General features: G+C 65.1%; 13 protein-coding genes. All 13 read right to left on the bottom strand.

The window, feature by feature from the left end; genetic code table 11:
- The 13 genes from K2W61_RS06255 to K2W61_RS27720 all read right to left on the bottom strand — a co-directional run bounded on the left by K2W61_RS06255 (position 1) and on the right by K2W61_RS27720 (position 12432).
- Positions 1–285 carry a TrbC/VirB2 family protein gene (locus K2W61_RS06255; RefSeq protein WP_236755221.1) on the bottom strand — a complete coding sequence of 95 codons (285 nt, stop codon included), beginning with the start codon at positions 283–285 and terminating at the stop codon, positions 1–3.
- 214 nt (positions 286–499) lie between these two features.
- Positions 500–1204, bottom strand: coding sequence for a lytic transglycosylase domain-containing protein (locus K2W61_RS06250; protein WP_236755220.1), 705 nt, complete (start codon positions 1202–1204; stop codon positions 500–502).
- A 3-nt stretch (positions 1205–1207) separates the two neighbouring features.
- Positions 1208–1828, bottom strand: coding sequence for a TrbM/KikA/MpfK family conjugal transfer protein (locus tag K2W61_RS06245; RefSeq protein ID WP_236755219.1), 621 nt, complete (start codon positions 1826–1828; stop codon positions 1208–1210).
- Positions 1829–1905: 77 nt separating this feature from the next.
- Entirely contained in the window at positions 1906–2562 is a 657-nt protein-coding gene (locus tag K2W61_RS06240; RefSeq protein ID WP_236755218.1) for a hypothetical protein, read from the bottom strand.
- A 26-nt stretch (positions 2563–2588) separates the two neighbouring features.
- The gene (locus K2W61_RS06235) at positions 2589–3797 is read right to left on the bottom strand and encodes a hypothetical protein (protein WP_236755217.1); all 1209 of its coding nucleotides are present in this window, start codon (positions 3795–3797) and stop codon (positions 2589–2591) included.
- Positions 3798–3842: 45 nt separating this feature from the next.
- Positions 3843–4361 (bottom strand): hypothetical protein, encoded by a 519-nt coding sequence (locus K2W61_RS06230; RefSeq protein WP_236755216.1) that lies wholly within the window; start codon positions 4359–4361, stop codon positions 3843–3845.
- Positions 4362–4407: 46 nt separating this feature from the next.
- Complete coding sequence (locus K2W61_RS06225) at positions 4408–5001, bottom strand: type 4 pilus major pilin (protein ID WP_236755215.1); 594 nt, start codon at positions 4999–5001, stop codon at positions 4408–4410.
- 149 nt (positions 5002–5150) lie between these two features.
- Positions 5151–6251, bottom strand: coding sequence for a general secretion pathway protein (locus K2W61_RS06220; protein WP_236755214.1), 1101 nt, complete (start codon positions 6249–6251; stop codon positions 5151–5153).
- Positions 6248–8047: an ATPase, T2SS/T4P/T4SS family gene (locus K2W61_RS06215; protein WP_236755213.1), complete on the bottom strand. Its 1800-nt coding sequence runs from the start codon at positions 8045–8047 to the stop codon at positions 6248–6250. Before K2W61_RS06215 ends, K2W61_RS06220 begins: the two co-directional genes overlap by 4 nt.
- Entirely contained in the window at positions 8044–8580 is a 537-nt protein-coding gene (locus K2W61_RS06210) for a hypothetical protein (protein ID WP_236755212.1), read from the bottom strand. Before K2W61_RS06210 ends, K2W61_RS06215 begins: the two co-directional genes overlap by 4 nt.
- The gene (locus K2W61_RS06205) at positions 8564–9907 is read right to left on the bottom strand and encodes a type IV pilus inner membrane component PilO (RefSeq protein ID WP_236755211.1); all 1344 of its coding nucleotides are present in this window, start codon (positions 9905–9907) and stop codon (positions 8564–8566) included. Before K2W61_RS06205 ends, K2W61_RS06210 begins: the two co-directional genes overlap by 17 nt.
- Positions 9908–9909: 2 nt before the next feature.
- Positions 9910–11631, bottom strand: coding sequence for a type II secretion system protein GspD (locus K2W61_RS06200; protein WP_236755210.1), 1722 nt, complete (start codon positions 11629–11631; stop codon positions 9910–9912).
- A gap of 24 nt (positions 11632–11655) precedes the next feature.
- Entirely contained in the window at positions 11656–12432 is a 777-nt protein-coding gene (locus K2W61_RS27720) for a toxin co-regulated pilus biosynthesis Q family protein (RefSeq protein ID WP_272909262.1), read from the bottom strand.
- Positions 12433–12473 lie beyond the last annotated feature (41 nt).

The following is a 12473-nucleotide window of genomic DNA, read 5'->3' as shown; positions in this document are numbered from 1 at the left end:
TCAGCCCCAGAAGTATTTGATGAAGCCGCCGGCGATGGCGCCAGCGAAGACGACGCCCACGCCCCATTGGATGGCGGTGTCTTTACGGACCAGGTCGCTCGCATAGGCCAGGCCAATCAGCCCGCCAATCATGGTCGCGCAGATTGGGATGATGAGCCAGAGCCAGTCCTTGAAGTTCTGCAGGGCCGAGGTGCCCTTTTCGAGTTGAGCGAAGGCGGGGTCGGGGTGCAGCAAGAGGAGTGCGGCGACAGCCAGGTAGCCGAGAACCATGACCGACTGCGACATAGGCGGTGTCGAGGTACCGCAGGACGTCTGGGACGAAGCGGGGAGGTTGACGGCGGTTTGGGAGGACATACGCATTGGAAACTCCATACAGGAGCGCCGCCTGGCGCATGAGCGCAGGGCGGCAGCAGGTGGAAATGGGAAAACAGGGGCACGTTCGTCTAGCAGCCGTGTTTAGCTGCTAAACATGAGTGTGAGCGGCTAGCCTTTGTACGGATTACCGCGGAGGACGAGCAATGGGAGCGCCGAAGACGGCGGTCGGTGCGTCTTCGCGTTCAGTGTCGATGGCGGCGGCCTCAGTGGTTGCGAAGGCATCGCCGCGTGGGTTGGCGAAGGCGTCTGCACGCTTGCGTTCAAAAGCACCAGGTCGCCGAGTTGAGGCGGAGGATGATGCTGACGATCGGGGCGCGCTCGATGAACGGGCGGATCTAGGGTCCTGGGCCAGCGCTGGCACGGGAACACCGGCGCCGGCGAGCACTTTGCTCACATAGCCGTTTCTGAATCCATCGGTGAGATTTCCGGTGTTGTAGCAACTGAACGCGGCGTAGAGCGCGGCCTGGTTGCGACCGTGCCGCGCTTGAGCACGCTGATAGCAGTTGACGAGGACGCGCTGCGCCGAGGCGAGGTTCACGCACGGGTCAAAAATCGTCTCAGGCGTGACGCCAAGCCACTTCCAGTTGCGTACATTGATCTGGCCATAGCCCACGTCGAAGTTCACGCCATGGTCGATCAGCTTGCGCACTTCCCGCACCGCTTCTTGGCGCGAGGCGGGGCGGATGCTGCGGTGGGGCTTACTGTTCACCCCAATTACGAGCGGGTTGAAGGCGGACTCGTGGCGCACGACGGCTGCCAAGGTGCTGATGTGCACGTCTGGCGCGCATTGGCGAGCGAGGGTGGGGAAGTCCATGGCTAGCAGGTCCATGGTTCAGTTTCCCGCGCTGCCATAGTTTTCACGGGCGGCCTTCTTGGCGGCTTGCTCGCGCTGATAGCGGGTCAGGGCGGCTTCGTAGCGGTTGGCTTCGACCCAGAAGCCGTCCTCTTCGGGCTTACCCACGTAGCGCGGCAGCTCATCGGTGATGCGCACGTACTCGTGCAGGATGTAGGCGGCGCAGTAGGAGGGCATGCGGTCGGCGATGGCCGAACCCGTCGTGCCGTAGTCGCCACCCGGACCCAGGTCATAGCGTAAGGTGGCGTTGAGCATGGCGGCATCGCACCGGCCGGCCCCGCGCGCCATGGCGTCGACCAGGCGCTGCATGGGCGAGGATTCCTTGGCCGACGGGCATAGGTTCAGGAAATCCCTGCGGGCATCGATCGTGTCCGAGAGCTTGCGCTTCTTGATACTGAAGAACCGCGACAGCGCGGGATCGCATTCGTGGGGCGGCTTGCTGCCCGCCAGGCACAGGATCGCCGCGCAGGCCAGGCCCGGGTCGCCTTCGAGGGTTGAGGTGTCGGGCAAGGGAAAGGTGAGAGGGATGCCGGTGGCGGGGGCCAGGCTGGGCAAGAATGTCAGGACAAAGAGCATCATCAGGCGTTGCAGGAGTTGCATGACGGGTTATCTCCAGGAGAAGCAGGCGAGGATTGTCAGGTCACGGGGGGGAGGCAATGTCGGAACTGAGACCATCATCAAGTGCCGGCAACGCAGATGCCCATGATCTCCTGCGACGAAGATCCAAAGCTGACCCTCAGCTTCAAGACCTGGTTGTGGAAATACATGCCGAAGACGCTGGCCTCGCCACGGCCATTGGTGGTGGTCGTGTTGGTGTTGATCGCACCAATGCCAACCACCGACCAGTTCAAGGTGACGCCGGCCGCGGCGGAGCCGTCCGGGTAGTTGGCCCGGACCTTGTATTCGGTGCTGCGGCAGTTCACGCCATTGGGCCGCGTGAGGATCGTGAAAACGGCCTGCGAGGGAGCTACGGCCTGACAACTGGATTGCCAAGCTCCCCAGCTTGTGTACGCCACATCATTGGGGTTGGCCTGCAGGATGTAGGCTGTGCGGTACCGGACTTGGCTACCCGTGTAGCCGGTTGGGCATTGGGTCGATTCGGTCTGCGTTTCGGCGCGTCGGCATCCACCATAGGTCGTGTGCCAGGAGTGACCTGCAACGCACCCACCAGGTGGCAGAGGGGCACTCTGGTTGATCTGTACGGACAGGTGCTGCAGATCTGTCTGCAGTTGCACATCGGCTTGTGCGACAGCGTTGGCAACCGGAACCATTCCGAGAGTGGAGAGGAAGGCGAGCGTATAGGCGCGCGCCCGAGAGAGAAGGCGGAATTTCATGGGGAATCTCCGGGAGGTAAGGCGAACTATCCCTTGCAGCCTTGGATGACTCCGGCACGCGCTGTGGCGTCGGTCGGAGTGATGACGATGCGGTCATTTGCAAGCGTGGCACCCTGGGTGACGCGCACGTAGCTGGCGCCGGCATTCTGGAATGTGCCGGCAAAGGTGCCGTTGACGGATACGGCGCCAGCGGCGTTGACGTTGCCGCTGCCTTGGATGGTGCCGTTGACGATGCCAGCAACGTTCACATCTTCGCCGGTGACAGTGACTCCCAGGCCCTGGAGGGCAACATGACGCCAGGGGGTCAGGCCGGGGGGGCAGGCCAGCGCCGGCACGGTGGCGTTGTTGGGCAGATTCTCGAAGACGCCGGTGACGAGATGGCTCGCGGCCGCGAACCAGGTACCGCTCACGCACACGGCCAGCATCTTGTTCGCAGTCGAGGCGTATAGGCCTTCGGGCGAGCAGGAGGTACCAGGCACGACGGCGGTGTTGAGCAGCAGGCCCTGGTTGGACTGGATCGTCTGGTCAACCGTAAGCGAGTTGTGCAGGGTGACGGGCCGGGTTTCTCCGTGACGCACGAATTGCCCGAAGGGCGTGGCGTCAAGCCCAGCAGCTAGCACGGCGTGTCCCGGTTGCGGGCTGAAGTCAAACCAGGCTCGGGGTGCATTCAGGAGCGCACCTGTGACTTGAGTGCCGCCGCGCGCGTCGTGGCCCGCGTAGCCATCGGTGGATAGCAGCACCTTGGCCAAGAGCGAAGGGGAGAAGCGCGCCCGATCACTCGAGGGCGTCGTGCAGTCGCCCGGGACGCGTCGGCTGCGCTGCGCGTTGATCGGATGGCAGGTATATACAAACGCCGTGGTCTGGCAGTCCACGCCTGGGCAGGTCCCTTCGCGTACCAGCACGAAGCGGACGTTGTCGCCCAGAATAGGGAAGCGCGGCGTGGTGGTGGGTAGAAGTCCGAGGTTTACGAGATCGGTGACACTGCCGCGGGCCACTTGGGCTCCCTGCACGTTGGACCAGGTCAAGCCTGCCGGCGCGGCGTCTCCGGCGACCAAGGGATCGTCGCGGATCCAGGACTGGTACTTGAGCTGCAGATCCACGACGGCGCCCCGCACTTGTAGGAGGTAGCGGCCGGTGCTGGCGGCCGCGTTGTCGTCGATGGCGTCGCGCTGCTGGCCACCTACGAAGATGGACGCAAGCGTGGCCAGCGCGATGGTGATGATGATGGCGATCACGGCGGATCCTTCATAAGAGGCGAGGGGCCGAGCCCGTAAAGAGAGCTAGAGCTTCTTGTCCAGAAAGAGGTGGGTGTCCGGAGGTACGGTCGGCATGGCGTTGGCCAGGGCAAGGAACTCGCTGTCGAGCCATGCTCTTACGTTTGCCTTTGCGATCGAGCCTCGGTTGCGCGCGTCGTCCTGCAAGCGGCGATAGGCGTCAATGTCGACCGGGTCATATCGGGCGAGCAAGCTGTCGAGCAGCGACACGTAGGTCCACGGGCGCTTGCTCCAGCGCAGGGCGAGTCGGTGCGCGACGAAGCCCGCGAGCAGGACCAGGCCGTAGAAGCCGATGAGGAAGTTCGTGGTGACGGCCTGGTCGATCAACTGATGGGTGGTACCCACCAAGCCGACCACGACAAGAAATGCGATCAGGCGCGCAAAGTCTTCGCGTGGCGAGATGAGACGGAACACCGAGATTTTGCGGTAAGTGTTGGCGATCCGCCGCAAGTGGCGGCGCTTGCGCTTGAGGGGGGCCAGTTGCGCTTTGCGCGCAGCCTGGTCGGTTTGGAATGAGGCGGGCATGGGGAACGTCCGGTGATACCCGGCCGAGGCCGGGCGAGGTACAGGGCTATCGCGTGGCAAAAACGAAGGTGTTGGAGTCACCCTTCTCGCACAGGCCCTGGGCGGTGGAAGGGTCGTAGGCGCCTACTTCGTTGTTGCTGCCCAGGGTTTTGGCCGCCGAGCCGTTGACCGAGATAGTCTCGGCGACTGAGTTGAGCGTGGAGGCAAGCGTCGGGCAGGCCTTCGCGTTGACGTTGGTGAGCGTGATGGAGAAGGCGCTACCCATGGCACCGCCGCCGAGCGCCGCGGGCGCCAGCGTGATGGTGCCATTGCTGCCCACGCCCGAGCCGCCCAGACGGTGGGACACCGTGGTGGTGGAAACCCGAAAGACCGACGAGCCTTGCAGCGACGGCACCAGGTTGCTGGCGGTGTTGATGTTGGCGTACGGGGTCACTGTGTCGGATTCGCCGAGTACGCGGGTGCGGGCCATGAAGCGTTGCAGCTCGCCGGCGGCGTAGGGCACGCGCATTTCGATGAGAAAACCATTGACGGCCGGCACGCCAAAGACGACGGCCAGGATCAGCAGGCCTGCGACCACGGCCACTTCGACCAGGCTGAACTGGCCGAGTTGGCGGTAGGCGGCCGGGTTGGTGCGCTTCATGCGGGTGCTCAAGCCGAATGCCCGTATGTGGAACGGCGCGCGGCATGCGGCAGGTGTTAGGCGAGGACGATGCATCAGAGAAAACTCCTGATAAGAAAAGCAGATAGGGGCAGGAAATGCAGGACTTACGTGACGACCGAGGCCAGGCGTCAGAAGCTCGAGAGCATCATGGCGCTGCGCAGATCGAAGATGACGGCGTAGTGCCAGGCGAGGATGCCCAGGAGGGCAGCGACAGAGCCGAGCAGGAGAATCCAGCGGATGACGAGCGCGCGGCGCTCGATGCGCTTGACCATGGCGGTCTCCAACCGGATGCGGGTTTTTTGCAAGGCCACGTCCAGGCCAAGGGCATCGGCCAGATCCTCGAGATACCAGTAACTTTCGCGATCCAGTAGACCCACATCGAAGATGGCCGCGCCGTCAGCGACATCATCGAGCTTGGTGATCATGGCTTGCAGGCGGGCGCTCAACCAGCGCGAGGCGCTGGCGCGTTGCGCGCTGATCGCTTCACGCAGCGGCACCGAGACGCCGGCGCGGGCTTTGAGTGCGGTGGCCAAGGAACTGACCACCGCCACGGCCTGAATGTCGCGGTACAGTCGATAAGGCCCCCAAGTGTCGAGCCAGCGCCGCACCCGACCATCCCAGTGCGCAAAGGACAGGGGCAGCGCGACGAGGCAGCCGATCGAGACCAGCCACAGAACAATGCCCCGGTCGCGGATCCACTGCGCAAGGCCGAAGAACGTGCTCGCCCAGGGGCCGTAGTAGCTCTGGTCCAGGGGCGGGAAGGCGGCCAGAAGTTCTGGCGCCGTCACGTAGGGCACGAAGATCATGATGACCACCCACAGGATCGCCAGGGCGACCAGCCCCGCGAGCAGCGTCCACTTCAGGATGGACTTTAGAGTGTTGGTCAATCGCACCTGCGAGGCCATGTCACGCAGTCCATCGATGAGGATGTCATCGCCGCGGCGCTGTAGCGTGGCCAGGTCGGCCACTTCGCGCGCCGGCAGCGTGCCCTGGGTGGCGTGGCCGAGATCACCGCCATCGGCCATGCCATAGGCCCAGTGCGCCGAGAGAAGCCCGCGGGCGGTGCTTGGGCCGTAGCGTGCTGCGTCTGCCTGGAAGATCCGCAGCAAGGTGCGCTGGCCGGCGCTGTCGGAGATCATGTCCGCCAGGTACTCGTACCAGTCGTCGCGGTGCTTGGCAAAACGGTCGGCGGCGAGCTTGATGCGTAGCCGCGTGATAAGGGCTCTCATGGCTTGCCCCGATCGAGGGACGCGAAGGTGACGAAGTGCTGCTCGATGTCCCGGGGATCGAGCATGCCTTGGCTCATCTTGTAGACCGCGCACTCCATCGAACTCTTACCATTCATATCCGGGTCATCGAATGCCGCGGTGCGTTGGGCCTGGAAGATCTCCAAGAGGCGAAGTTCGTTGCCTTGGGCAATGGCGCGCAGCGCCTCGGGGTCCATACCCGGCTCGAAGAGCTCGGCCACGACGGTACGTCCTGCGTAGCCATAGAGTTCAGGGATGCCTTTGGCGCGACAGCATGGGCAACCCTCGGGGTTGCGCACGCGGATAAGGGGCTGATCTACACCGTAGAGCCGTTCGATGCGGCCGATGTAGGCCCGCCACCAGTCGCCCGAGCGCGGCTCTCCGATGAGGTCTGGAGCACCCTCAAAGAGGGCGCCGGCCGGCAGTGCACACTCGCATAAGACCGGAAGCAACGTCTGGTGTACGAGCAGCTTGAGGAATCCGGGCGCACCCAACGCGTCCCAGGGCACACCGATTTGCGCCGAGGCGAGCCGCGAGGGGATCCCGAGGGCGCGACCCACGTGCAAGGTGGCGTAGCAACTGGCGCCGGACTGGGTGATGTCCAGAAACGCTTGGCCTGTCAGGATGTCGCGGATTTCGCCGAGGAACACGTCGCTGGCGGCCGCGCGCTTGAGCGCCATCAGTTTGGACTGGAACGCTTCCTTGTCGGCTTCGGCGTTGCTGCGCGGCAAGCTGGCCTGTAGCGTATTGGGCAGCCTTTGCTCGACCGGATCTTCCAGCGTCATGACTTTGCGCGTGGCAGGCAGGCGAATGATGAGCTGGCCGTTGCTGGTGGTCTTGCCAGAGCCCGGCACGCCGCCAAACACGATGGCTCCGCCCAGGCTTTGCATGGCGCGCTCGAACTGCTCGATCTGGGACGGCAGAAAGCCCAGGCTCGCAAAATCGACCGATTCGACCTTGGCATCCAGGTCCAGGACGCGCAGCGTGATGGATGGCCCCGAGTCGGCGATGAATGACCCCCAGCGCAGCAGGTAGTTGCGGTCGTCAATGACTTCGTATAACCGACCTTGCTGTTCTTGCTTGGTGTTGAACACGGCGCCATTGCCCCCGGACACATCTTGCCAGGCCACTTGGGCCATTTCGCGCAGGCGCTCGGTAGGCATGGACAAGTGTGCCGGTGTGACGTACCGGCCATCAATGGTGGCGCTTACCTTGGAGAGTGCGCTGGAATCATCGATGTTCAGATGTAGGTCACTTGCGCCGTTACGAATGGCCCATGCGATCAGGTCATGAAACCCCGTGCGCACCGCCGAACGTCCGCCGTCGGCTCCCACCTTGGCGGCCAGTTCCTTGCCGCCCAGCCGCTCGCGCACCAGCGTGAGCAGCACGACCGGGGCCACCGTGTAGATCGCCACCCCGCGCCGGTGCTTGTCGGCTCGCCTAGCACGCTCGAGCACGGCCCGGAAGATGTCGGTATCGAGCTGGCCGCGTTTGACGAAGACGGCGTAGTGATCCGCCTCGAGTTCGGCCACGCACGCGATGACCGCCGCGTCGGGGCCAGACCAATCGACCTTGAGCGCCCGAAAGCGCGGTTGCAGATCGGCCACGTCTTTCATGGTTCCGAGGTCTGCGCGGGGTTCATCGCTGGGCGGATTGTCGGAGTGAGGTTGCGGTGCATGCGCATCATGGGGGAATGCCCGCTCGTTATTGGCGGCTGAAATGTCTTCGGCCAGGCGGCGCGAGAACATGCGGCGCAGCCACTGGATCGGGGACGTCATGGGTGATCCTCATTCAGGCAGACCGATATCGTGGTCTCGGTATCGTGGCGGTGGTCAACGAACTGGGCGCAGGGCGTGGCGATCTTGACTAGGCGCAAGCTTGTATCGCGCCCGGTGGCCGGCAGCGGCTGCCCGGTGCGATAGAGCAGGTCCTGTCCGTCGATCTGGACGATGGCAGCGAGGTGACCCCCAACACCGACAATGCCCTTGAGGCGGGCATTGGGCTTGGACTTAGTCGGGATCGGCGCCGGCGCAGGCGGAGAGGGAGCGTTAACTGTGGCTGGAAGGTTGACCGCAGTGGGAAGCGCGGCGGTACCCTGGATGGCGCCGGAGCGCCGCTCGGTGGCCAGAGCACGTTGAGCGTCTTCTTCCAGCAGCTCGCGCACGAGATGCGCGGGCGGGGCGGGCGGCGGCGCGGGGACGACGTGATCCGTCGCCGATTGCGCGGCGGCCGAAAGCGGCGCGGCCACGCTGGTCAGCAGACCGAAGAGCATCGGCCAGCACGCACGTCGCGGCTTAGTGGGGGTGAACATAGAGAACTCCGTCGAGAGTGGCGTCCAGGCGGCTGGCGGTGAGCCGCGCCTGGGCTTCGGGCTGGTAGCGCACCTGTAATTGCGTGATGGCCGAGGTAGCGGGGAGCGCCAGGCCATAGAGCGAGCGCAGGGGCGCATTGATCGTGAAGGTGCGCATGGCGGGAATTGCCATGTCGGCGGGCAACTCCACGGGCTGCTCCAGCCCATTGGGCAGTCGGATATTGGGAACGCGTACCGGTGCGGCCTTGGTGGCATCGAGCTTGACGTCCTGCAGCGCCGGACTTAGGCCCTGCCAGCCTGGGATCCAGGTGCGGTCCAGGTCGGCTGATCGTGGGATGTCCGCCAGCAGCAGCGGCTGCACGGCAGACGCCGGCGACAACGCCCACGTCACGCGTGCCGTCTCCAGGCTCTGGAAGGACACTTTCCACGCAGGGGGCAGCACCGCCTTGAGCGTGTTGTTGTCGGCAAGCTTGCCGCGCGCGTATTCGGCCGCGCACGTGCCGGTAGCGGGCGTGCAGGCCACTTCCTTGAGTACCCAGCGGCCGGGCGTAACCGGCACCCGGGTGATGACATCCAGCAGGTGTGCCAACCCTGCCTGCCCATCGGTTCGGGTGCTCTGTGCCCACTGGTCGAGTGCTTGGCGCCAGGGCGCGTGCGCATCCACGGCGGTGCGCACTTGTTCCAAGCGTTGACGCTCGAGGGCTTCGCGCTCGTGCCACCAAGTCTGGAAGGTGTCCCAGACGAAATAGGCAAGGATGAGCGCCAGCACGACCCACCATAGGGGCGAGATCATGGACAGTCGGAAGGACGCCCGGCGCAGAGACGACTGCGCATTTGCAAGTGCGGCCAACTGACTGAACTGGAAAGGCAGCGCTCCCGGGTGATCGGCCCCGTGGATGGCGGCGTCACGATAGCGGTCGATCAGGGCATCGAGCGCCTTGCGGGCGGCTTGAGCGTTTTCCAGGATGCGGTCGCCACCTGTCTGGACTGTGCCATTGATGGCCACGGCTACCCAGAAGCTGCCGTCCGGCAGTTCGGTGCATACGATCTGTGTGCCGTGCCGGTACAACTGCGCGAAGGCGGCCGCGGCCGAGTACAGACGGGTTTTGGCGCTGGCGCGGCGATCGCGCCCCATGGCGGTGAGAAGGCCCACTGCGGGGCTACGCGGGCCGGCTTGGGTGAAGTGCGTGGCGCCAGCCTGGTGCGCGGCTTTCATCGCCGCGGCAGTCAGATCCTGGCCAAGTACGGTTTGCCAACTCATGCCAACCACCAGCGCGTTCTGCGTGCCGGCGATGGGTAATGTGTGATAGCGCGGTTGCCGGGCCACGATCAGTATCCTTCTTCGGGGATGGCGGTCATCAGCAGCAGCGTGACTTGTTGCTTGTCCTGCGCCGCGTCAGAGCCGCCTGCGACGATCGGGGCGCGTTCGTCCAGGCGCCGGCGCGTGCTGTTGCCTGCTGCCTGCTCGAACCCGCCGACGATTGAGGGCCGCCCGGGGCTGAGTTCGACCTGCAGAATGGCGCCTTGCCCGCCGATGTTGGCCTGCTGCACAAAAGAGGGGGAGTCGGGCGAGCCGAACTCCACTTTCTGCAGCGCGCCGATCAGCCGCTTGTCGTCGTAGGAGAGCGTGAGTTGCACGCGGCCGTCGTCCTGGGCGTTGGGCACGACGGTCAGGAATGTGCCCACAGTCTTCTCGTCCTGCGTGACGCTCACTGTCGGCCCCGAAGCATCCGAGTAGCTCTGCGTTTGCTGCAGATCCTTGATGTACGGCACGTTTTGGTGCATGGCGAAGGTTGCCGGGCGAAGGTTGGAGGCCAGGAGCGGGATGCTGGTGTGGCGCACAACAGTGCCGACTTCGTTCAAGGCGCTCAGCAGGAATTTCGTGCCGGCGAAGGGACCGTTACCGACTGTCGCGCCCAGGGCGCCGGCGGCTTTGGTGGAGTCCAGCAGCGCGCCCGGAGCGTCGCCTGCGGCCGCGTTCGCACGCCCAAGACTGTTGTAAATCAGGTGCCAGTCCACCGCAGCCTGGCTGGTGTGGTCCAACTGCACCGTGATCTCTTCGAAGAGCATGCGCACGCTGCGCGACATGATGCGGTTCTCCGAGTCGAGAAACCGGCCCACTGCATCAAGCGCATCCTTGGTGTCGGTGATCACAATACTGTTTGCTGCACCGTTTGCCGCCTTGACCACGCCGGCGCGCGTCAGATACTGGCTGACCTTGGTGATGACTGCTTGTGCAGGCAGGGTTTGGCTAGCTGTCGTGTACTTGGATCGGTTCTGCGAGGCGAACTGACCATTCGCGCTTAGTGAACCCCCTTGACCCGTCAGGCCCAGCTCCAGGCTCGTCTCGGGCGTCAGCTCGAGCGCCTTGACATAGAAGGTCCGGGTCTCAGTGCGGTAAAAGCGGATAGCGCCGACCTTTTCGTCATAGCGCCAGTAGATGCCCAGGTGCAGGGCCATGGCGTCGAGGACGGTTGACAGCGGCGCCTGGCCGGCCGGCAGCGGTTCCATCTTGGTGCGGGCCACCCCCTGGGGCAGCGCCGGGCCCGCGACACGGTCTACGCCGGCCTCGGGCACCAGGGCGGGCACCAGCGTATCGGCGCTGGCGACCGCGCCCGAACTGGTGGCCACCTGGACGGCCATCTGTTCATTGCCAAGGCGCGGCAGGAAATACTCGCGCGGCAGGAGGGCGTCCGGGGCAACCTGGGTGAGGATGCCAGTGGCCAACTGGATGCGCTGGGCCAGCGTGGTGAGGTCGGCGGCGCCGCTCTCAAAGAGCAGGGTGGTGTTAACGTTGGCGCGCAGAGCCAGCGGCAGGGTAACGTCGCGGGCGAGTGGCTGGGGCCGTCCCGCGACCCAGGGCAGATCGACCACTTGCCCACGTGCGCGAGCCGGATCGCGGACCTGGTCTTTGAAGGCGTGAAGCGCAAGATCGCTGCGCTCGCGTTGGGTGGTGGCGCGATCGTGAAGGCGGTCGGTGGCCTGCAGTGCCGAGCAGCCGGCCAGCGCGGCGAAGGCCAGCAGCGGGGCCAAGAAACGGAGACGGGGCATAGGGAAGGTCCTGGTGGAGCGCGGTCAGGGCGAGGGCGTAGCCGCTGCAGCGCGGTTGCAACTGCGCGTGAAGGGGATGATGCGCAGCACGTGGTTGGCGTAGAAGCAGGGCCGCACGGGCGAATCGGTCATGGCGATCGCCTCGGAGAGCGCGCGGATCGCGTCTTCGAACGAGTCGGCTTCGAACTGGGCCGGGGCTTGGATGGGCAGGTCGAAGTTCAGCTCCCACTGATCCGGGCCGAACGTCCAGCCGGCCTTGGTGGCCCAGCGCGCGAGGGCCTGGCGCACCGTGCCGTCTTCTGGTTGGATCAGCCAGACGGGCTTGGGGATAAAGGGTTCGGGCGCGGGCACGGCTTCGGGCGTCGGCAACGCCGTTGGGGCTTCGGGCGGGGGTGGGAGATCAGTCGGCGGGGCGGGGTCGGCCGTAGCCGGCAGCGCAGGAAGTGCATCCGACGTGGTGAGCGTGGCGCTCGCAATCCGGATAGGTTCACTGGAGGGCGGCGTGGCCTCGGGCTCCGGAGCCGGCGAAGCCGAAGGGGCGGCGACGGCGGGTGGCTCCGGTGGCGCATCAGGAATCGGAATGGCGGCCACGGCGACCGGGGCAGTGGTCTGCGCTGGGTCGGTCGCCGTGGTTGCCGTTGCCGTCGCCGTTGCAGTCGGCTGATCTGTCTTGCGCGGATCGCCGTGGTTGATTGCGATGCGGGGGCCATCGCCGGGTGTGGGCGCGGCGGGCGGTACGAAGCCGCAGGCCGAAAGAACGCAGGCGACCGAGACGACGGCCGCCAGAAGACGGGCATGCATGGGATGAACTCCGATGAGGTAGGACGTGGCTCCCGCGTCGA

The sequence above is a fragment of the Achromobacter pulmonis genome (genome assembly GCF_021733725.1).
Lineage (GTDB): Bacteria > Pseudomonadota > Gammaproteobacteria > Burkholderiales > Burkholderiaceae_B > Achromobacter > Achromobacter pulmonis.
Note: the sequence above shows the minus strand (reverse complement) of the source record. Positions and strands in the feature narration are given on the sequence as shown.